This is a genomic window from Paenibacillus sp. NPDC101420, from assembly GCF_050277435.1.
In the GTDB taxonomy this organism is placed as follows: Bacteria; Bacillota; Bacilli; order Paenibacillales; family Paenibacillaceae; genus Paenibacillus_AQ.
Genome location: NZ_JBNNSE010000002.1, coordinates 1,094,901 through 1,116,079, shown reverse-complemented (window position 1 = coordinate 1,116,079; position 21,179 = coordinate 1,094,901). Strand labels below are relative to the sequence as shown.

The following is a 21,179-nucleotide window of genomic DNA, read 5'->3' as shown; positions in this document are numbered from 1 at the left end:
ACGCAAAATTATTTCGACTGCGGTACCATTCCGTTAACCTGCTGTTAGCTTAAATGAAAAAGAAGAGCTACCCTATAGGAAGCTCCTCCACTAACGTTCTCAGTAAGCTCGATGACTTATCTAAATCGGAATAAAATTCTGCTATCGACACAAATATCAGAATAGGTGGACTCCACCTCTACCGGAAATTTTCTACACACTCATGTAGAAAGGCGTCTAGTGTGCGTGGCTCTCTGCCGAGCAAGCGCTTCACAGTGTCATTTGGACTTTCTGGCACCATCCTAGACATGGTTTGAATTTCCACAACGTGGTTCGCGAGCCAAGGAGGCAGATTCCCGTGCTCGATAAGATTACGGAGTAGTACTTGGGGTTCCAAGTTGATGTAACTTATCGGCCGATTAAGCAGGGCAGATAGTCGACTCGCGATCTGGGGATAACTGAAAATCTCCGAACCAGTAAGCGTATATATATGGCCTGATACCTTGTGGTTGGTCAGAACTTCTGCGGCAACGTCTGCAATATCGCGACAGTCTATAAAGTTACACGGTGAAACGCCCATGGAGCCGAAGAAAACATTTTGGGTTGTGATCGTTGGTGCAAAGCGCCTTAAATTTTGCATGAACGCATAGGGGCGCAATACGGTGTGGGTGAGACCCGATTCTCTCAGCGTGTTCTCAATTTCTTGATGCCAGCCCGCCACTGCCACTGGAGAGCTCTGCTCAAAGGCTGGACTGGATATTTTTACGATGTGTTTGATTCCAGATTCGGCGGCAATCTGAATGATAGAGGTTTCCAATTCGATTTGTCTTGGACTGTTGGACATGGCAAGGAAGAGCTGGCTAGCACCTGTAAACACGCGTCGCAGCGATTCAGGATCGGAAGCATCCACCCTTGCGACCTCAGTAGTCGATCGGCCTTTTTCTCCGATCTGATCACGCAACTTCTCTGGCTCTCTGCTCAGCGCCCTGACAGGTATGCCAAGATAAACCAAACGTTCCAAAAGCGCACTTCCAATCGTACCTGTTGCTCCCATAATAACTATCATTTTTATCTTCTCCTTTTAGATGAAAAATTAGTTGTGACGGCAAGTCGCCACCGCCATGTCACTATCGTGCTCGCTATGAATCCAGACAACGGGAAATCGATCCAGACACGATTTACCCAGGCCAAGTGATTACTCGGAATCATAATTTCTACTACAACAGATGTCACCCATGCAGCGTATAGTCCAAATGAGGACCCGGTCATTGCGAATACCCCTACCACAACCAAGTGAGGTGCACCGATGACCCATCGCAAATGGCCCACTCGACTGTGCAACAAAAGCCCAATCATCAAGGCCATCAAGGCCGATGCACCGCCAATTGTGGTCAATGCCGCTATTTGAAGCCCCCTATCTGCAGTAACCAATCCCCCGATACCTGCCATAATGGCAGGAGCAGCATAGGCCATTACAACTTCACGCCATAGTACAAAAGTCTTTTTCTTGGAACCAGCAGCCTTGATGCCGTAAACATCATCTGTCTGATTCGAGTATTTCATCTGGTTCATTTACTTGCTCCTTTCTTCTTTGAAGTAGTTCAATGATTGCGTTCAGCTAGATATAATTAGGTGCCTAACTATATAAGAGTAAAAATAGGCTAGCTTCACTAGCCCATTCTACTCATTACTGATATTTCCCTTTGGTTTCGAGCCTAATTCGCCCGTAAGTGCTGAGATGCCTTGTGTAACTCGACCTAGCAAGTCGAGAAATACGCTGCGTTCTTCGATGTTGAGCAAGCCCACCATTGCTTCCAGCCGAGCGAAATGCTCAGGAGCCATTTCACGGAGCTTCTTCGCTCCTTCTTCCGTTAAAACGACTGATTTCTGACGTCCATCGTCTGAGCTTGATCGCCGAGATACTAGCCCATCTCGTTCAAGAATGTCGATAAGACCAGTCACTGTAGCACGTGTAACGCCTAGATGCTCCGCCAATTGCGAAGGCAATTCTTCTCCTTCGTTATCTTCAAGATCTGCCAATAAACGATAACGCCCTGTTGATAAACCGAATCTAGAGAAATGAATCTCTGAGGCGTGTCCAAGTATGGCTCCCGCTGCCATTAGCCTAGACGCGACGAGTATAGCCTGTGCGTCTATGTCTAGGTTATAGCGATCAATCTGACGCTTGGATTGTACAAGCGAGGGAATAGCCTCAATGTCATTTATTTTTTTATTATTGTTGTTCATATATGTAGTATGGTCCCTAACTACTTTTGTGTCAACTCATTTTTATTGCACAGCTCTTTATTTCTCCCAAAGCTCGATCAGTCGACCTTCAGGATCCTCAATCCAAACAAACTTTCCAAATTCACTAATTTCTTCTTTCTTTGCAAGTGGTATACCAATATGCTCAAGATGCTTAATAGTCTCGTCTAGATTATGTACTTGGAAATTTAACATCACTTGTTGTTCTGTTGGAAAATAACTATCATCCTCGGTAAAGAAAGAAAAGATAGTCTCATTTCCTGATTGGGGCTTTATCACAGTCCCATTCCAATGATCTATTTCTATCTTCAAGGCCTCACTGTACCATTTTTTTATAACTTCAAGATTCTTAGTTCTCCAAAAGATTCCTCCGAAACCTTTGATCATCGTATTTATCTCCTGTCTGTCATCAATTTTTTAGCTATCCGTTCTCAATAGATATTCGAGATTTAAATTTAAGTTCCTTTTTCAACTATCTTGCCCATTAATTGAACAAATAAAAAACTACTGCCGTAGCAACCGCTATTCCACTATCGTGTCCCGTTAGCGCAATGAGTCTACTACATCAAGTGGATGCTGTATGGAAGATTTTAGGTAGATGTATTCATAGAATAATGGTACATTATTTTGGAATCAATAGCGCGCAAGTCAGGATATACATTTAGACTAATATTTTTATATTGGGGGATGGTACTGGCATGGACAAGAATTCTGTTTATAGAACAAATATTATAGGTGCTGGCGAGGTTGGTAGCGCTATCTCGGTCGATATGGACAAGAATGTTATTCATGAAACTAACAGCTTGTTTTGGGATACAAAAGGAAATGATATTTTAGGAGCAACCGCGCTTCCTTTATATGGAGCATTCGTCTCAGAAGAAAAATGCCAGCTTTTTGGCGATATTTCAGGAAAAAAGATGTTGGAGATAGGCTGTGGAAGCGGTCAATCCTTGCAATATCTCGGGGAACGTAAAGCATCTGAACTATGGGGTATGGATATATCAGAAAACCAAATCGAAAAAACAAGAGAATACTTATCAGATCACGGACTTTCAGCAAAATTAATCTGTTCACCCATGGAAGAAAAATGTGGACTACCTGAGGATTATTTTGACTTTGTTTATTCGATTTATGCTATAGGCTGGACAACCGATCTTGAGGGTACTTTTAGCAGGATTGCTTCTTACCTAAAAAAAGACGGCGTATTTATTTTCAGTTGGTCTCACCCTATACACAAATGTGTTGCTGCAGAAGATGATATGCTTGTTTTTAAAAAATGTTACTTCGATGAATCTTGGTATTCGGTAACTCTTGACGAAAGTACGCTAACATTAGCTGACCGTAAACTATCAACCTATGTGAATGCGCTCTCAAAAGCGGGATTTGTTATTGAAGAAATGATTGAGCAATCTGATGATGAAATTATTCAATTGCGGGACGATAACGACGATTTTGCAAAAAAAGCAAAGATGCTTCCTGTAACTTTCGTAATCAAAGCAAGAAAACTGTAATTAGTAGTTGAAGATAAATGCCCGTTAATTGAATAAAGGCAGCCGATCATGTTGACTGATTGACTGCCTTATCGTGTTTATATTGAACTATCGTCTCCTGTTAGCTTAATTATGATTCCCGAAAGTCCATACATTCATCAAGTGTACAAAAACATGGTAACCTTCCTGGCCGTCTAGCATTATCCGTCCGTAACCTTTATCTTCTTTGTACCATTTGACAACACCCCATCTTCTTTCCGCCACCTAAGCACCTCCTCTGTAACTTTATGGTACAACTCATTATGTGCTCACATCGCGTTGAATGAGTTATCTCATTTGATTTTTTTCGGAAACCCATATACAAAAAGTATCATACCGAGAAACGCAAGGATTGGCACAAAGATATTATCGAAGAAGCTTGTAATATGAATTTCAGGTAGGGCATTGAACATATTTGCTTCGTACAACGCTGCAATTTCATGGCTGCGAGCTATCAAAGAGCCTACTCGTTCGATTGCATAGATTACTCCAGCGGAAATTAGAAAGGATGCACCTAGTTTTCTGTAAAAGTCGTTGCCCATGAAATATTTGTCTCCTCCTCTATTTTTTATTGAGTACTTCTTCCATCATCCCACTTTACCACATTGTTCCAATTTTTTGAGTATCAGAATATCATTACATAACCTAATGCTAATAATGTGACGCTATAGCGCCACAAATTGTAAGTATTCTGCCGGCTAATTGAACAATAAAAAACGGCTGCCGAAGCAGCCGCTATTCTACTGTCGTTCTTCGTGAGCTTAATGATTTACTTTGCTTCGGACGAATCCTATTGCTCTTTATTGTGAACTTCATGGATTATATTTGTTATGTCGTTAATTTTGCGGGAACAATATTTTAAAATAGGGTTAGCCCAATATTCGGGTCCAGTTTCATCATCACCAATTTTCACTAAATTCAATGTATACACACCCTCTGAACGCATAGCTGGATACCATCCTAAATCCAAAATCAAACCTGTCTTTTCATTTCTTAAATAGAATATATCCTCATGTAGCTCCCATACATAAGAAAATGAGTCGTCATGAAAGTCATCGGGATTAATTTCATAAAAATGATTCCATAAGACAGTCCAATCTGACGGAATATTTAATGGCACCAATTGTAGACTCATGTTAATAACACATCCCTTAACAATCTTCATATTCAAATCTCCGTGATTGTCCAAGTTATCCTGCCCGTTACTTCAATGAAAAAAGCAGGCTACCGTAGTGCCTGCTCATTAATGTGTATTATTCAACTAAAGTTCTCCGTTAGTTCAATAGTCTTATGTTTTAATTAGAGTCGCTGCTTATAGTTGTAAGGCTGCTGAACACCTAATGCAGTGACGTCCCGACGGGCTTAGGGGGCTGGATGTGGTCACTCGCTTCTGAGAGTGACCCGGAGCGTCAATATGGTGTTAGCCGAAGGAAGTTCTGGAAGCAGCCATTGCATTTAAGGCGTTCTCAAAATAGCTATATACTTCATCTGCAATTCCCAGAAACTCTTCAACAAGTACATTACTATCCAAGTAACAAGCATACAGATAATCAACTAAAGCGGAGTCAATCTCACAATAGTTTAATATGGCATTCTTCATCTTAATAATGTCATCTTGCCATACACCTGTATCTTCTAAAACCAAAGAGTATAATGCACGAATTAATCTCTTAGAGTAACCTTTAATATATCTAGTTTTCATTGTGTTATCATTAGCATTAGAAAGTAAACTATGTATATGATCTACTTCCTCCTTGGTCTCTGTATTTAAGTCTAAAATGAACTCTGGAGAAATAATTATCGGTGGTACTTTTTCACCAACGTCATGACCATATATGCAAACACAAATTATCTTTACCCAAAAACCCCACTCATTTGGTTTACTTAATACATCGTCAATCGAGCAAATTATCGTATCAATCTTAGTTACTACTGGATATTCTTCCAAAAGCCTGTCTTTAATATTTGACAATCTTTCGTAATCAATATCTTTGGGATTTACACATACAATAGTAAAGTCTGCATCTGACTTAAAAGGTTTAGCAGTTCCTTTTGGAATCGAGCCACACATATAAATGCTATGAATCTTACCTTTAAATTCGGTAAGTATATTATCTATATACTTATCAACAAAATCCTTATATTCACTTTGTATTACAATTCTATTTATAACTTTTTCTAATATCATATAGACTCCTCCTAAACTAAGAACTTCTTTCGGCTAACGTCTTTTTTGCGAACTTCGTAAATTCGTCATGACTTAAGTTATTCGCGAAATCATTCAACTATCCTGCCCGTTAGCTCAACGGCATCCACGATTTGACGCCTACTTCAATAAAAAAGAGAACAGGGCAAGAAAGGCATCGACAAAAACCAAGCAGACACCTATTATTTTAACGTTGAACAGTGCAAGCATTGTCCGTTTGAAAGAGGGTTGTTATAAAGAAGGATCGAAGAGCAAAACCTACTCTGTAACGATTAAATCTGAAGAACATTCGGAACAGATTGCGTTCCAGGAAACAGAGTACTTTAAAGAAAAATCTAAGGAACGCTACAAAATTGAAGCGAAGAATAGCGAACTTAAACATGGGCACGGGTATGATGTAGCTACATCCTCGGGTCTGATTGGTATGGAATTACAAGGTGCGATGAAGATATTCGCCGTGAACTTAAAGTTTTTTGCAATGGTATGGAGCCGAGCTTAACCAGTTGAGAACCCTGCAGATCCCTTCGGATCGTCAGTTGATTTCTATGGTCAGGGAGCTTGTGAAATTCGCCCCCGGCTCCAGGGTGATTATTCCCTCTTTAGCTTGAAGTTCACCTTCGAAGACGTCCATATCCGCTACTCCTTGCCAAGGCTCGATGCATATGAAGGGAGCGTTCAAAGGCTGCCAGATGCCGAGGTCGGGAAAACCCTTATAGCTGACAACTACGCTTTTGGAGGAGTGCTTGCTTCTAAGCGAAATCTGCCGAGAGCTCACATTTCGGAAAATCAATGCGCCTTCGGCGAACATTTCATGGGATAAAGGCAGGATGGTCTCTTGTTTCAGAACGGGCTCCGATTTGCCGCTGATCAGCAGGCCGTCCGAATTCAAGAACAACCTTTCAAGGTTTTCCGATTCAGCGAACTCCAGATAGTAATCGTTCAGGCTACCGTTGTCATCAAGCGGACAATTGAACGCCGGGTGGGTTCCGAGCTGGAAGAAGATATCCTGTTCATCGCTATTTTCCACCCGGTAACTAAGTTCCAGTGTGCTTGCATTTAGTTTATATGTAATATATAGGTTGAATTTAAAAGGATAACTGGCCAGGGTTTTCTCATCATAAGAGAGGCGGTAAACCGCGTGGGTGTCGCTTTCTTGGACCAGCGTAAATTCGCTGCGTCTGGCGAATCCATGATTGCCGATCTTATAGGCTTTGCAGTCCACCTTAATCTCTCCATTCCGGGCCGTACCAATAATGGGAAACAGCACCGGAGAACGGCCTGTCCAATACGTGGCGTCACCGCTCCAGATGTATTCAGCTTCCGGATCCAGCTTTCTGAAGCTGATCAGTTCCGCCCCAAGGGTATTAATCTCAGCTTCCGCCGAGCTGCTGCGCAAAATTTTATTCATTGTTGTACTCCCTTTCATACTTATAGTCCAGATACACATATTATATCAAAGTTCTTGAGGGAGTTGAGAAAAAGACAGCCAATTCATCAGCTGCCGTTTCTTCGTGCTTATTGAGCTATCGTGTCCCGTTAGTTCAATGAAACTACGTGTCGTTCACGATCCTTCAACGCAAACGGTCTAGCATTGCGGGAGGGGCTTGTTCGATGGCCTCGAGGAACGCAAAATGATCAAAATCAAGGAAAACGACAGGTTGGATGAAGAACTGTTAATCCGTCTGCTTACGCAAGCATCCTCTGCTATCTAGCCTCGCAGTAGCAAAATAAGCCTATTTGCCCCCTATGGTACGGTGGCTGCAAACAGGCTTTTTGATTCCGCTTATATCATGATATGTCTTCGTTCAATGCCAGCCACTGCACCGCCGACCCGAACCTGATTGATTTCACCGCTCTCACTCAGGCGCAATCCTGCCTTGATTTCAGAAGGACAATCCATCGAATACCCTTGCCTGAACATGACATTCTCTACCTCCCGCAAAGACCGTTGGCCATGTTGGTACAAATAGCTGAGCAGGGCACCGTTGGATGTTCCTGTCGCGCTCTCCTCGGGAATATCGTACAGCGGCGCAAAATTCCGGCATTCCGCAGCAGCATCGTCTGGAGTATCCATCGTGAACAGATGATATCCAACCACACCATATTTTTCGCTGATGGCGGTTATGGCATCAAAATTTGGCTGAACCTCATTCAAGAGCTTCCTGCTGCGGATCGGGATCATAATGTCCCGCAGGCCCGTCGAAACAATCTGGATCGGCAACCCGGTTTCCAGACCCTCGGTATCCATCCCCAAAGATGGGGCGATTTCCTCACAGGATATCCTTTCAAGAAATTGAGGTAAAGCCTGTGACAAATAAACAAGACCCTCGGAGCTAATATCGACATCCAGAATCCCTGCCTTGGTTTCTATCGAATAGGAGGTCCCTTCCTTTGACAAACCCAGCGAATGCATTAGTCCAAATGCAGCAATCGTGGCGTGTCCGCACAGATCAACTTCGCTGGCGGGGGTGAAATAGCGGATTTTGTAATCCGCAAGCAGAGATTTTTCCATAAAGGCCGTCTCCGAAAGGCCCAATTCCTTCGCTATGAGCTGCATTTCGGCAGCATCCAGAGAAAGGCCATCCTCCAAGACAACGCCTGCTGGATTACCGCCACGCTCCCCTTTCGCAAACGCATTTAACGTATACACTTCCACATTCATGTTCCGCTCTTCCTCTCTTTATCTTCAAAAAACCGATGTGCGCAACCGCACGTCCCACTCGCATTCAAGATCTTCCTTTTATCAATTTATTACTAGGTAAAGACGACAGGAGCGATTGAATTGTTGCGTTAATCTGCCCGTTAGCGTAATGATGATCTGTCATCTATGGTACGGTTCTACTTAATGGCGCGGCGAATTAATTTCATAAAGCACCCTCAATGCTTATAATATTCTAGCACGTAATCTTGCTTAAGCAGAGTGTTAATGCCCACGGATGTCAAGATCACTTAATGGATAGTTACTACTGCCCCAAGTATAAACAATATAATAGTTAATTAGTTTTTCATCTGCTTTCAATGCTTTGAATTTCAAGTTACCATTAAGAAAATCAATGTTATTACTCACTTGTTTTTCAACGATGTAACTCCACTCATTCTCGCGATACTTTGAATAAAAATGATTTAATTCTTCTAAAGTTAGTTCCGATTTGATTAAAATAGCGCCAAAAAATTGCATTCCATTTCCATTCCCAATTAATTTTCCAGCTGATGATAAATCATCTATCAATTCAATTTTGTCTGGCAAAGATACTTTTACTAGATCTTTTTTATGGATTATGCAATATAACATTTTTAAAATTTCGATTTATTGGTATCTAATCCAATATCAACATTTCTGTTACTCAGCTAACCTGCCCGTTAGTTGAACAAATAAAAAAAGGCTGCCGAAGCAACCGCTATTCCACTAACGTGTCCCGCTAGGTTAAATCAAGACCCTTTAAAAGCCAATAAATCTTTTGTGTTAATATGTTTAATATCAGAAATTTGCCCACTTGTAAGCATCTCATAAAGACAGTCAGGAACAAGTTTATACTGAAGGTTTTCTTCAAAATCATCTAAGCTCTTCCAAACAGCTATAAACTTTTTGTCCCCCTCTATCCCTTCAAATTCATTCTTGTTGTAGTCATCCATTCGACTAAAGCTCGCTTCATAAATAAAATCATATTCATGTCCAATTTCTCCGTACCAAGGGAAGATGTGCTCGATAATCCCTATCAATTTTGGTTCAATAATATCAATATTAATTTCCTCTTTTACTTCGCGTATTACAGCTGATTTGCTATCTTCCCCATACTCAATCGTGCCACCAACTGGGCGAAATGTAATGATACCATCTTCTTCCGGGAAATGTTCAAGTAATATTGATTCTCTTCTTTTAATAATGCAAAGAGAACAAGCTCTATATCGCAAATTTTTCACTCCCCATAGTATTTTGTTTTTCAAATATATTCCATATAAGCATTGCGTTATCCTGCCCGTTAGTTGAGAAACAGCAGCCAATTAACTTGGCTGCCGTTTATTCACGTTTATGCTCTATTAAGTTATAAAATTCAAAATATCATCGGGTTCAACCAGTGAAATATTGTTTTCCATATTATATCGGGCACGCTTTAAGAACTCCCTAGACCAACCATCGAGTGCTTCAATATTCCCGTTTCGATAGAGAGCTGAATAAAGGATTGCTTGTCTCAAATTTATAAATAGTGGTAAGTCTCTTAACAATCTTATATCAATCGTATTTTCCTTTTCGTAACCTTCCAAGAACGAAGTTAGATACCTTTTCACAAAAGTTGGAACATCTTCATCAGGACTAGGCACTGCAATACCATAGAATAAATTAACAGAAATATCTTGCGTGAACCATCCGTATTGACATTCATCAAAGTCAAATACAGTGATGCCTCCATTTGGTTGAACTGTATAGTTACCAAAGCAAAAATCACCATGAATAAGTCCGAAATTTTCACTATCACGTGATAATTTATGGATACTCTGCATCAAGGATTCAAAATGAGCGATTACAAGGCTCTGGGAAGAAGGAATATATGTTATGAATTCTTGAAGATAACTATTTTCATGCCAGTCGTATCGTGTTATCTCGGCTGTACTAGGAACATATTTTTTAGCTAGTGCGTGCATTCTCCCTGCAATTTCTCCCAATTTATTAAACTCTTCATTTTGAGATATTTCATCACTCCATGAGGCACCAAGCCCTTTTTGGAATGCTACAACAAAAAAACCATCCATCTTTTCAATTAGCTCGCCGTTACTTGATTTCACTGGAGTGGATACTGGAACACCGTTTTTCGCAAGATATTGTATCCATTCTAATCACCATGTATAAGCTCCAGCGTCCTGTGAGATTCATGTATTATCCGAATGATGAGATTACGTGCTTTGTTTTTACTACCATAGGTAAAGTTTTGATTCTTCCCCAATAAAATTAACTCTTCAGGTATGAACCCATACCTTTTTGCTGCTTCAACTACAATCTTATCCGTAAAAAAGGCTTCAATTGTTGGATTCATATTTCACCTCATTATTTTTAATTCAAAGTGTTATCTCCATTCTAGTTCATTCTCTATTAGCACTTCTTTCCTCGAAGATTTTTCACGATAGTATTTTCCATTTTTCTACCTATTTCCATATATGCATAAAAAGAAGATAGACATTAGGTTTTATTTGTAAATAACTGCCACGTAACCTGCCGATTAGTTCAATGATTAATTACTAGTATTCAATGAGTTTCTTGTCAATTCCTGCAATTTCGCCGATCTTTCATATACCCTCCCATAGATTATTGACTTAACATCAGTAGGTACTTTCTTTCGTACTCCACTACGATTTGGAGAAAAGTAAGAATTGATTTTTTTTCCAATATAGGTTATTTTATAGAAAGCTTAGCGATAAGCAAGTTCCTGACACGAAGGGAGATGTGTTTTAATGGCAACTACTTATATGGTGGTTTGGTCTTAAAACTGAATAGTAGGCATACGCGAAAAAAGCGGGGAAACGCCCCTATTATTTGGTATGCCATCCGAAGTAACCTTTCGTGAATATTGCTGTTTGCAGGATACGATGAAGGTCGTGTCTTTTTTGCGTCTTGATGCCGCGTGACAGCAGCTTCTTTAGAGGCTGCTTGTCCGTGGCATTTTTGCGTCCAAAAACAACATTAAAGGAGCTAACAAAAAAACTATGATAAATCTGAAAACCTATGGCTATACAGAAATAGAAGCAATTCCCGACGGATTATTGCCCGGCAGGGTGACAGAGCTTCGGCGCGAGCGCTTCACGGTCATGACCGAGCGCGGCGAAGCAACGGCGGTGCTCAAAGGAGCATTCTATCACAGCGTGGAAACACGCGTAGATTTTCCATGCGTCGGAGATTTCGTCTTGCTGCAATACAACGAGAGCGGAGATTCGCTCATCGTTACGGTACTGCCCCGCCGTTCCAAGTTCTCACGCGCAGATTACTCAGGGCATGCCGTAGGCTACGCCAAAACCGTGCGGGAACAGGTCGTTGCAACCAACTTTGACTATGTGTTTATTCTTTCTTCTTTGAATTGGGATTTCAACGTTACCCGCCTCATGCGGTACCTGACACAAGTCAGACAGAGCGGAAGTCAGCCAGTCGTCATTCTGACTAAGGCTGATCTCGTTGAAGATTATAGTCTCCCGCTCGCAGAAGTTACACAAAGCATCCCTGATGTGCCAGTTCATGTGGTCTGCAGTCATACTGGCCTGGGGCTGAACGAACTCGCCCCCTACTTGATGCCTGGTAAAACAGTCGTCTTTCTTGGCATGTCCGGCGTCGGTAAATCATCTCTGCTCAATGCATTGATAGAACAGGACGTAATGAGGGTTCAGGCGATCCGAGAGGTTGATAGCCGGGGGCGGCATACGACAACGCACCGTCAGCTGTTCATGCTCCCCTCCGGTACGATGGTCATCGATACGCCGGGAATGCGTGAGCTTGGGCTTTTTGATGCCGGCGAAGGCATACGTGCAAGCTTTACCGATGTGGAGGAATGGTTCCCGCAATGCCGGTTTGCAGATTGCCGCCATCAGGGCGAGCCGGGCTGTGCCGTTCTCGCCGCGCTTGCCGACGGTTCGTTGCCGCGTGAACGGTGGGAGTATTATGTTGCCCAGCAGCATGAGCACAAGTATGTCCAGGATAAAACAAGCTACCTCATCGACAAGAGGGCTCGAAATAAAACGATAGCTATGTCAAGCAAGCAAACGAAGAAAAACGGAGGATGGAAGAAATGAATATTAAATTTGAAACGCTGATCTATGCCTTAAGCCGACAGTTCAAGAAGGATATTATCTCGGCTGACTACCAAACCATGCCGTTACAGGGCGGAACTGTGGGAAATGTGCACCTGGTAAACGGGATCGCCGAAACCGCGGATGGTGAAAAAATGCCGTACCATATCGTGCTGAAAATTCAAAAGAAATGGGAACGTTACAACGATCCGGATTCCTGGCGCCGTGAATATGATCTCTATATGTCTGACTTGGGAATGACGTTCTCGGATACCTTCCGCTGGCCAACATGTTACCATGCGGAGATGAATACCGAAGAAAATGAATTCCAGCTGTGGCTGGAATATATCGATGGCGTAACCGGTTTAGACTTAACCGGTGACATGTATGAACAGGCGGCGCTGGAGTTAGGACGCTATCAAGGCAAGCTGTATGCGGAAAAGCCCGCTGTGCTGCAGAGCCTGACAAACCTGAGTCATGCGGATCTCATGAAGAATACGTATCTGCATTACCGGTCGTGGCCAGTCGTCTACGATTATATACGCTCGGAGGACTGTGAATTCCCGCAGCACATGCGGCAAATGCTCATCGACATCGATGAGCACGCAGATGAGATACTCGCCCGCATCGAGCAATTGCCCCTAGTGCTATGCCACCGGGACTTCTGGGTGACCAATCTGATCTATGCCGACGGGAAAATCGCGCTCATCGACTGGGATACATGCGGATGGGGCTACATGGGTGAGGATCTCGCAAGCTTGATTGCGGATGAAGCGGATATCGATCACATGGTCGAATACTACCAACGATGTGTCCCTGCGTATTACAACGGTTTTTCGGAGTATGCAGATGCATCCCCTATCGCCGATAATTGCGTCTTCGAATTGATCCTTCTCATATTCGGGTACAGGCTTGTAGAGTGGTATCTCCACACAGAGGGCGATGACGAGAAAACAAAGTGTCTTCATACGCTCCAAAAAATCCATGAAATGAAAACCAGCCCTGTGCAGGGTTAACTCTAAAAAAAGAACTCCGAAACCCCTTGAATATAGGTGGGTTTTCGGAGTTTCTTTCATTACTCTCATTCGGTGAATCGACAATTGAAATAAAGTCCTAGACTGTCACTACTCCACTTAACTAACGTGTTCTGTTAGCGAAAAAGTTATTATTAACAGTCTTTTTTATAGGACAAAAAAGATTCTAGTTTAATGAATTGTTGTTTCGAGAACTCTGTCCAGATCATGTGATGCTTCAATAATGGCTGGCTCCAAATTGCTCAACCATTCGGAATACTCTAAACGTGTTACCATGGATGGATCCTTCCTTAGCTCCTTGCATCTCTTCAAATTATCTTTCCATCCGCTACTTAGATGTAAATGCCCCCAATCTGCTGCTTGGCTTTTAGACAAGATGACACCTTCCTGCCACCAAGCTATAAATTTAGAAGCTAATAGGAGCCAGTCGACGGAATGTAGACTATTTCCCTTGCCAAACTTCCGCATACACTTGGCATATTCCTTAAAAAAACTAATGAACTCTTCCTTCGAATACGATGGAATATTGTCTAGATGGGACTCACCATACAACAAGATACTCTGCTCCTTGATCGTGTGCATGGTGAACAGATCTAATTGATTTTCTGTCCAGTCGGATTCGCGCTTTGTTCCCCACCATAAGCCACTGCCCTTTTCCCCACTCAGCATATTAATCGTAAGAAAGGCACCCTCAAGCATATCGATATAGAGGTTGGGGATTTGTCTATCAACGGATCTTCTAAGAAGGGATGATCTATAATTGGATCTTTGTTTATTTAGAAATTCGATTTCATTTTGGCTTAGGTCCTCTCCAATTACGACGAGAAAATCCAAATCCCCGTATCCCGGGGATAAATCATTGTGTATGGCCGAACCGTAAAGGTAAATGCTTCGCAACTTTCTATTAAGTATGGCACGGATATCTTCCACAAATATGGACAAAGATTGCTCAAGTGTTTCGTCTTCAAATGATTGGATAAACAATTCAATCGCTCCATTTTGAATTTCTATTTTCAGTAGCGTTCCCGTAGTTATGTATCTGAGATCACTCACAATAACCCAGTAATGCTTATGGGTTGATATCCGCTAAACTTTCGCCTTCTTTAGATTTTAATAGCATGACATGAGCCTCTGCTACAGCATTACGAAACAACTTGTCTGTCAATTCGATGCGATCTACTATATCTTCTACGGTTTTTACACCATATAGCTTTTCCAAGGTTAGTACCACTTCGACAGGAAAATCCCGAGACGCATGAACCAAGAAGCTGTCAGCTTGGAATGGTGTATAGATTATCCGAAGTACATCTACAAGTGGATTCACAACATACTTATGATAGTAAATCAACGACTCTAAAAAAAGCCCACGTTTTGTATATTTGACAGCTCGGTTCCTTTGACTGTAAATACCCTGAGCACGTATCAATTGTGATTGAAGTTGTGAATGGTGAGTCGTGTGATCAACGTTTTGATACTTCACGATACCTGTCTTATCTATCAATATAACGGGTACGACAGTTTTGTCTTCGTTAATGAATAAAACAGGGACACTCTCACTTTGGATCGTCACGTCAACTAAGAGACTATCAGATGACTCCTGTAGGTGGTAAACCTTGTAGCGGTTATTTGTGGGTCGACCAGTTTCTTCATAGGCAATATCTACTTTTCCTAATCGATGCATACAGGCATCCAATCGGGTGAATGCAGCATCTATGCAGCCTTCTTTTGTATAGCACACCAAATCGATATCAGAATACTCGTCCAAAGTTTTAGTACCATCTGAACCCTCTAGCCAGATAGCTAAAATATAATTTTCAATTCCAAGGTCTGATACAATTGCGTTTTGAATGGTCTCACGGTTAATCGTCATAGCTAAACCTCCCATGTATTTTCATATAATAATAGTTTTATCACCGGTTTACTCCTGTCATTTTGGAAAGTTTTCGTTTTAAACTCTCTTTTTTAATAATTGAATCTTTTCAAATAATCACTAATTATACTCTGATCCTGATGCCACCATAACATTGGAAAATCATACTTTTTTGCAAACCCTAACTTTTTCGCTAGCTGTATTGATCGTTCATTGCCAGCGTCACAATTATAATTCGGCACTAGATTATGGTTCAGACAATGTTCGATAAATGCTACACCCGTGAGTGTTGCTAGCCCTTTATTCTGGTATTCATCCACGGTTACGATATCAATAGCTGCATACCCTCCACCCACAAAATAAGAATTGCAAACACTTGCAAAATCATCATCCATCACAAGACAGTAACCAAACCCTCGATCCGAAAAGTGTTGTGCCGAACTCCATAACGAATCATAAGAAGCGTCCATTTCATTCTTGTATTTATCGAATAGCGCTTTATCCATCCGTTTCATAACAAATTGTTCTGGCAATGCGTTAGGTTTTTTTAGATGTTGGAATTTGGATAGATCGAATGTAAAAGAAGAACGGTGCAATAATACGGTCTTTCCCGCTAAACTTTCGCTAATTTGAAACAGTAGTTCGGGTGTTGAAGCATAAAGATCGTAATATTTTGAATGATTTTGATCATTTCGCAAAAATTCAACTACATCGCTCATGAAGCACTCATTGTCGCCCCTCTTAACCAAAAAATACTGTCCATATGAATTGATAATAAGACTGCAGGTAGGATTTTCGTTGTGATCAACAAACACTTTTCCAGATTGATTTCGCTCAATTACGGAATACGCAAACACAGGTTCATATGCTAGATTTTTCAACAGTGGCAGAACGTGTGCGTAGTTTTCTTTAGATAATTCTATCATTTCATCTCTCCCTTCAAATTTCATCATTAGATAAGTTCCTTGTTAAATTAACCTGAACACAGTTGAACAAATAAAAACGGCTGCCGAAGCAACCGCTATTATACTAACCTTCCCCGTTACCGGAATGTGTCACCTCGGTCATAGTAATTTAAACTTCATCTTCAAATATACTTTTTAAAATCAAATCTGCGCATTCTTCGGAAGTGTTTAAATGTGTGTTGACTGTACAATTATACCGGATATCTTTTGCCATGATTTTGTGTTGCCAATCAGATTGGTCTTCGGTTCTATTTTCTCGTGCAATATTTCTCTGACGGCAAATGTCTAAAGGGCAAAACACTTCAACAATGTATAATGGGTAACCAGAAAATATATTGTTCACTTTTTCATAATGCGGTTTCAACTCAGGCCTTTCTACCATAATGCCATCAATAAGTACATTTTTACCATGGTCAGAAAATAATTTGGCTGTATGATACATCATGATAATTGCTTCACTTAAATACTTCCAATAATCTTCACGAAGATAACGTTCACCTATCATTTAACTGTAAAGCATCTCTGTTAATACCCCTAATTAATTCAATTAATCTCATTTTAATATTTAAACTGTAAGTCTGGAAATAAAAAACAACTATAATTGAACTATACTACCGTTAGTGAACAAATAAAAAACGGCTGCCGAAGCAACCGCTATTCCTCTATCGAGTCCCGTTAGCACAGCGAAGTGTTGTTACTGCACTAAACTGAACAATTATTAATCATTGCGAAAAAATACTAAGCACCAAATTGTCTTAAATGATGGTCTAGATGTTTATAAATCCCTTTACCCCATTGCTCAGGAGTAAACTTGCCAAAAAAAGGATGCGGATGGGATGAACATTTCTCCGGACCGTTTCTTTGGAAAGTTAAAATCTTTTGTTTCAGTTTTTCTTTTTCTGTCATAAAGTCTCTTTCATCTACAATAAGTATGGTCGGAATTGTTGACATATTGTGTGGTACCGGCTTGTCATTATAGAAAATAGAATTCACAAACCTTCCTATTAACCTTCCTAGCCAATATCTAGGGGGAAAGGAATTTCCCAATGCGATATCTTGAAATGCTGAGCAGTGAGCCAACATTTGAGCAACATTCATTGTTCCCCATTGTGGTTTTGAATTTGGACTTAAATTCTCGATACGGTTCAGTATTTCCGCTGTATGCAATTCATTATATATATTTTCCATTGGCACGCTCCATTAAATTTATCTGAGGAAGTTCATATATGGTGTAGACCGATGCGATTTCCTGCATAATCTAGAACCTTCTGGTTTGTCTATTATATTTATAATTGCTTCAGTACAATTCGACAGCACGTTGTCATTCTAATATTTACCATTTCCCATCAATCTATTCTTTGCTCACTATCCTGCCCATTAGTTGAACAAATAAAAAACAGCTGCCTAAGCAACCGCTAATCTACTAACGTTTACCTATGTCGTCCCTCATCAACCCTATTCTTCGCCACTACTCTTATATCTTCGTCATCATCGTTCAATAAAATAGTTAAAACTCGAAATGTCGCTTTTTTGTTATAGACAATTCGTTTTCTAACTGAGCTATCTAAATCTTTTGCCAGTTTCATTTGTAAACTTTCTGGTAGTCGATTTTTTGTAGCAACATTAAATCTAACCCTTTCATCTGCATCGTCAGCTAGAATTTCCATAATCTCAACAGGAATTGATTTATTATGTGCTACCCATTCACGCATTTCAGGGTACGTTTCAATTACTTGTAACCAAACCTCAAAAGGTGCTTCATCCCATGCAGCCTTCAGATATTCCTCCATGTTATCACTAAGCCTTAACCTTACAAATTCTTCAGCCGAATTAATCATCATTCAACCCCGATAAACAGATTTATTCACATTTTAACATAAAAATTTAGTTCAACTAACCTGCCGTTAGTTGAACAAATAAAAAACGGCTGCCGAAGCAACCGCTATCGGTTAACTTTCATCTTTGAAATGAAAATGTTCATGATGGATCGTATCCATTCTAACCAACTTACTACTCTTTCTATGGTAATATGCGAAGTTATTATTTCGGAAAATCAGTTGAAGCATCAGCAACGAAAATCCCCCAAACATAATCATTTGGCATATAATTCACCCGTCTCCTTTATCGCTCAATAAGACAAAGAGCAGCTGCCGCGGCGATCTGCTCCTTGTTTTAAGTAACTATCGTTCCCCGTTAGTTGAACAGACTCGAACGGCTGCTACCAGACACTGTTAAACGATTAAAAGGCCCTGATTTTCCGCTTTCGCTTTTCTTATTTATCTTCTTTTGGCATTGGCAATGGTACTTTCCAATCCAGGTCATAGCTCTTTTTTGCCAATTCTGAAGTAAGACTGAGCTTTTGAGGGAGTTCTTTCATTTCATCACTTTGCAATTTTATTCGGATATGGTTTCTGCCTTGTTCATCCTTTCCCATCATTTTAAAATCTCCACCTGTTACATTGAATATTTTGCCCTTTTCATCTTCTATAGTCCAACCAAAACGATTAATAATTTTATCTGTGTCATCATCCATTAAAATCGTATCTGCTACATTAATATATGATATATCCTTTAAATAAGCCTCTAGCAAAATAGTAGCGTGCTTCTCATTCTTTGGAGATGCTTCATTTAATGGTTCGTCAAAGGTTACGGACATGATCTCAATCGTTTTGCCATCCTCATCTACTCTTACAGGTTTTTCAGCAAGCTGTTTTGGCTCAAATGATACACCTAGCTCATACGGTTCTGTTTTTTCTAAAGAATCCAATACAAGTGTATATTGATGATCAGGAGACAGTGGAGCAAATCCATACTTCCGATTGGAATGACCGTATTCTCCCACAGCCTTGCGTGGAATATCAAGCGCCCTAGTTAAATCTTTTACTTTCTCTCCTTTTTCATTTTCAACATGAAAATTCAGTTTATAATCATCATAGCGAACATAAGGATCAACTGAATCTAGTTTTCCTTTCACTTGTTTACTTTCCTCTACTAATCTTTTCTTTGCCTCTTCCGTCCATTTCGTTTCATAATCCACACGGGCAGCAGTCGGTGAATGCATAATGCTATTTAGATTGATTTGCAGTCCCTGTGGTGTGGTATACGTCTTATCGATTGGTAGCACCTTGGATGCCTTAATTGCTTTTTCTAAATCAATAGGAATCTGTAAGGCCCAATTTCCTTTAACAGAGTCGATCTGATTCCCCTCAAACTGTAATAAAAGGTTTTGATCTTCTGTTTCCCCCGGTTTTTTTAGAGTGAGATATCCGTAATTTTCTTGGATTTCTACCATATACGTTTTAGTTTCTTTAATCACATTCCCTTTCAAATCTGTTACCTCTACGTTACTTATGTGAAGCTTATCCGGATGAATAAAGTTCTTTTGCTGATCCTTGATCGAATAAACAGCCACAATTCTCATCGGATCAGCCAATATCTCCTCTATTTCAAGAGTATAGCCCCGATCAGTAACAGAGACATTTACCTTCTGTGAAAAACCTTCCTGTGCTGCATATTGCAGTTCTTTATCAGAACCATTAAATAGCGATTTAACATAGGCCGCAAAGGTAGGACTCACCGATATCGTTAGAAGCAAAGCGCAGCTGATTAAGACAGGAAGTACCAAAGTGCCTAGTAAACGCGACCTTTTTCTTTTATAGGCTACCACTTGGTCAGGAATCACAAAACTAGGCTGATCCAATTCTCCAGCAACATTTTTTAGAGTTTGTGCAATTTGTTTGTCAAGATTAGTCATGCATGTTCACTCCCATCTCGGTAAATACCTGTGTTTCTTTGTTTACTTGTATTTTTTCAGCAATTAACTTTCTGGCCTTATGTAGCCTTGATTTTACCGTTCCCTCAAATACACCAAGGATTTTTGCAATTTCAGCTATACTAAACTCCTCATAATAGTAAAGGATAACTACTGAGCGATGTTTCAGCGTCATCATCTGAATCGCTCGCCAAATCTGTTGCTCTTTCTCCTTTTGAAGAATACTCTCCAATGGGTTTTGCCCAGGGTCAATAGAGTCCAAATATTCTTCCGTTTTTTTCTTTCTACGCACCATATTAAGTGCACGATGTGTCACAATTTTTATAAACCAAGCTCGAAACGATGTCCCTTTTCGTTCATCATATCGATAAAGTGATTGATACGCTTCCCATAGTGCTTCTTGAACGGCATCCTGAGCTAGATGATAATCATGGACGATCAAAAAAGCGACTCGAAATGCACTAGTTAAGTGAGGTTGAACAAGTGTTTCAAAATCAACTTGACCTCCTTCCTTGGGTATTGGAAAATGATGATTTTCTTTCACTTAAAAGACCTCCTCGTTTTTCCTTTCACTTCTTATTCACCAGTTCTCGTATTTTGGTTCATAAAAAGAGGAAAAAACTTTTCCCTCACTTGGGTGAACTGCTACTTGCGAGGTTATCAATAAATTCCTCCTTCTTATCGGTGGCACTCAAATATATACTGCAGCGAAAACTAAAAAGGTTGGGGAATTTAGAAAAATTTATTCAACTATCCTTCCCTTTAGCTTAATGCCGCTCCCAATCTAGTTC

25 protein-coding genes and 1 pseudogene are annotated in these 21,179 nt (G+C 40.6%); 4 read left to right on the top strand and 22 right to left on the bottom strand.

Going from position 1 to position 21,179, the window contains the following annotated elements; genetic code table 11:
* Positions 1–178 precede the first annotated feature (178 nt).
* From ACQKMP_RS13975 to ACQKMP_RS13960, 4 genes are all read right to left on the bottom strand, one after another.
* Complete coding sequence (locus ACQKMP_RS13975) at positions 179–1,045, bottom strand: SDR family oxidoreductase (protein ID WP_042189230.1); 867 nt, start codon at positions 1,043–1,045, stop codon at positions 179–181.
* Positions 1,046–1,047: 2 nt separating this feature from the next.
* Positions 1,048–1,551 carry a hypothetical protein gene (locus tag ACQKMP_RS13970; protein WP_156113141.1) on the bottom strand — a complete coding sequence of 168 codons (504 nt, stop codon included), beginning with the start codon at positions 1,549–1,551 and terminating at the stop codon, positions 1,048–1,050.
* A gap of 108 nt (positions 1,552–1,659) precedes the next feature.
* Positions 1,660–2,226 carry a MarR family winged helix-turn-helix transcriptional regulator gene (locus ACQKMP_RS13965; protein WP_427469574.1) on the bottom strand — a complete coding sequence of 189 codons (567 nt, stop codon included), beginning with the start codon at positions 2,224–2,226 and terminating at the stop codon, positions 1,660–1,662.
* A gap of 57 nt (positions 2,227–2,283) precedes the next feature.
* Positions 2,284–2,631 carry a VOC family protein gene (locus tag ACQKMP_RS13960; RefSeq protein ID WP_042189236.1) on the bottom strand — a complete coding sequence of 116 codons (348 nt, stop codon included), beginning with the start codon at positions 2,629–2,631 and terminating at the stop codon, positions 2,284–2,286.
* Between the two features lie 311 nt (positions 2,632–2,942).
* Between ACQKMP_RS13960 and ACQKMP_RS13955 the strand changes: the two genes are divergently transcribed.
* Positions 2,943–3,755: a class I SAM-dependent methyltransferase gene (locus ACQKMP_RS13955; RefSeq protein WP_042189238.1), complete on the top strand. Its 813-nt coding sequence runs from the start codon at positions 2,943–2,945 to the stop codon at positions 3,753–3,755.
* A 105-nt stretch (positions 3,756–3,860) separates the two neighbouring features.
* On the opposite strand, the gene ACQKMP_RS13950 is transcribed toward ACQKMP_RS13955, so the two are convergent.
* The 4 genes from ACQKMP_RS13950 to ACQKMP_RS13935 form a co-directional block, all read right to left on the bottom strand.
* Positions 3,861–3,998: a cold-shock protein gene (locus ACQKMP_RS13950; protein ID WP_427469573.1), complete on the bottom strand. Its 138-nt coding sequence runs from the start codon at positions 3,996–3,998 to the stop codon at positions 3,861–3,863.
* Positions 3,999–4,066: 68 nt separating this feature from the next.
* Positions 4,067–4,315, bottom strand: coding sequence for a hypothetical protein (locus tag ACQKMP_RS13945; RefSeq protein ID WP_042189240.1), 249 nt, complete (start codon positions 4,313–4,315; stop codon positions 4,067–4,069).
* Positions 4,316–4,563: 248 nt separating this feature from the next.
* On the bottom strand, positions 4,564–4,938 hold the full coding sequence (locus tag ACQKMP_RS13940) for a hypothetical protein (RefSeq protein ID WP_042189242.1): 375 nt from the start codon (positions 4,936–4,938) through the stop codon (positions 4,564–4,566).
* A gap of 255 nt (positions 4,939–5,193) precedes the next feature.
* A complete protein-coding gene (locus ACQKMP_RS13935; RefSeq protein WP_042189244.1) occupies positions 5,194–5,961 on the bottom strand; it encodes a nucleotidyltransferase domain-containing protein in 768 nt (255 codons plus the stop codon).
* 153 nt (positions 5,962–6,114) lie between these two features.
* Between ACQKMP_RS13935 and ACQKMP_RS13930 the strand changes: the two are divergent.
* A pseudogene (locus ACQKMP_RS13930) lies at positions 6,115–6,478 on the top strand (transposase); the annotation flags it as partial.
* Between the two features lie 33 nt (positions 6,479–6,511).
* On the opposite strand, the gene ACQKMP_RS13925 reads toward ACQKMP_RS13930, so the two are convergent.
* The 6 genes from ACQKMP_RS13925 to ACQKMP_RS13900 form a co-directional block, all read right to left on the bottom strand.
* Positions 6,512–7,387 carry an aldose 1-epimerase family protein gene (locus tag ACQKMP_RS13925; protein WP_042189247.1) on the bottom strand — a complete coding sequence of 292 codons (876 nt, stop codon included), beginning with the start codon at positions 7,385–7,387 and terminating at the stop codon, positions 6,512–6,514.
* A gap of 375 nt (positions 7,388–7,762) precedes the next feature.
* Positions 7,763–8,641 carry a PhzF family phenazine biosynthesis protein gene (locus ACQKMP_RS13920; protein WP_427469572.1) on the bottom strand — a complete coding sequence of 293 codons (879 nt, stop codon included), beginning with the start codon at positions 8,639–8,641 and terminating at the stop codon, positions 7,763–7,765.
* A gap of 261 nt (positions 8,642–8,902) precedes the next feature.
* Positions 8,903–9,226, bottom strand: coding sequence for a hypothetical protein (locus tag ACQKMP_RS13915; RefSeq protein WP_197071220.1), 324 nt, complete (start codon positions 9,224–9,226; stop codon positions 8,903–8,905).
* Positions 9,227–9,408: 182 nt separating this feature from the next.
* Positions 9,409–9,981 carry an NUDIX hydrolase gene (locus ACQKMP_RS13910; protein WP_427469571.1) on the bottom strand — a complete coding sequence of 191 codons (573 nt, stop codon included), beginning with the start codon at positions 9,979–9,981 and terminating at the stop codon, positions 9,409–9,411.
* A gap of 36 nt (positions 9,982–10,017) precedes the next feature.
* Entirely contained in the window at positions 10,018–10,803 is a 786-nt protein-coding gene (locus ACQKMP_RS13905; RefSeq protein WP_427469757.1) for a phosphotransferase enzyme family protein, read from the bottom strand.
* A gap of 5 nt (positions 10,804–10,808) precedes the next feature.
* Positions 10,809–11,009, bottom strand: a complete 201-nt coding sequence (locus ACQKMP_RS13900; RefSeq protein WP_427469570.1) for a hypothetical protein — start codon at positions 11,007–11,009, stop codon at positions 10,809–10,811.
* Positions 11,010–11,676: 667 nt separating this feature from the next.
* Here ACQKMP_RS13900 and rsgA point away from each other — a divergent pair.
* Both rsgA and ACQKMP_RS13890 read left to right on the top strand, forming a co-directional pair.
* Positions 11,677–12,750, top strand: a complete 1,074-nt coding sequence (rsgA, locus tag ACQKMP_RS13895) for a ribosome small subunit-dependent GTPase A (protein ID WP_339796543.1) — start codon at positions 11,677–11,679, stop codon at positions 12,748–12,750.
* A complete protein-coding gene (locus tag ACQKMP_RS13890) occupies positions 12,747–13,763 on the top strand; it encodes an aminoglycoside phosphotransferase family protein (RefSeq protein WP_341124835.1) in 1,017 nt (338 codons plus the stop codon). The genes rsgA and ACQKMP_RS13890 overlap by 4 nt, the downstream gene beginning before the upstream one ends.
* Before the next feature lie 189 nt (positions 13,764–13,952).
* Here ACQKMP_RS13890 and ACQKMP_RS13885 read toward each other — a convergent pair whose 3' ends face one another.
* The 8 genes from ACQKMP_RS13885 to ACQKMP_RS13850 form a co-directional block, all read right to left on the bottom strand.
* The gene (locus ACQKMP_RS13885) at positions 13,953–14,765 is read right to left on the bottom strand and encodes a hypothetical protein (RefSeq protein ID WP_427469569.1); all 813 of its coding nucleotides are present in this window, start codon (positions 14,763–14,765) and stop codon (positions 13,953–13,955) included.
* A gap of 85 nt (positions 14,766–14,850) precedes the next feature.
* Positions 14,851–15,651, bottom strand: a complete 801-nt coding sequence (locus ACQKMP_RS13880) for an aminoglycoside 6-adenylyltransferase (RefSeq protein WP_427469568.1) — start codon at positions 15,649–15,651, stop codon at positions 14,851–14,853.
* Positions 15,652–15,743: 92 nt separating this feature from the next.
* Positions 15,744–16,604 (bottom strand): GNAT family N-acetyltransferase, encoded by an 861-nt coding sequence (locus ACQKMP_RS13875; protein ID WP_379423847.1) that lies wholly within the window; start codon positions 16,602–16,604, stop codon positions 15,744–15,746.
* Positions 16,605–16,725: 121 nt separating this feature from the next.
* Entirely contained in the window at positions 16,726–17,121 is a 396-nt protein-coding gene (locus ACQKMP_RS13870; RefSeq protein WP_081951157.1) for a phosphotransferase-like protein, read from the bottom strand.
* A 233-nt stretch (positions 17,122–17,354) separates the two neighbouring features.
* Positions 17,355–17,804, bottom strand: a complete 450-nt coding sequence (locus ACQKMP_RS13865; protein WP_042189271.1) for a DUF1569 domain-containing protein — start codon at positions 17,802–17,804, stop codon at positions 17,355–17,357.
* 242 nt (positions 17,805–18,046) lie between these two features.
* Positions 18,047–18,457: a hypothetical protein gene (locus ACQKMP_RS13860; protein ID WP_197071221.1), complete on the bottom strand. Its 411-nt coding sequence runs from the start codon at positions 18,455–18,457 to the stop codon at positions 18,047–18,049.
* A gap of 431 nt (positions 18,458–18,888) precedes the next feature.
* Positions 18,889–20,370, bottom strand: a complete 1,482-nt coding sequence (locus tag ACQKMP_RS13855; RefSeq protein WP_427469567.1) for a DUF4179 domain-containing protein — start codon at positions 20,368–20,370, stop codon at positions 18,889–18,891.
* Positions 20,363–20,932 (bottom strand): RNA polymerase sigma factor, encoded by a 570-nt coding sequence (locus ACQKMP_RS13850; protein ID WP_042189278.1) that lies wholly within the window; start codon positions 20,930–20,932, stop codon positions 20,363–20,365. The genes ACQKMP_RS13855 and ACQKMP_RS13850 overlap by 8 nt, the downstream gene beginning before the upstream one ends.
* Positions 20,933–21,179: the final 247 nt, after the last annotated feature.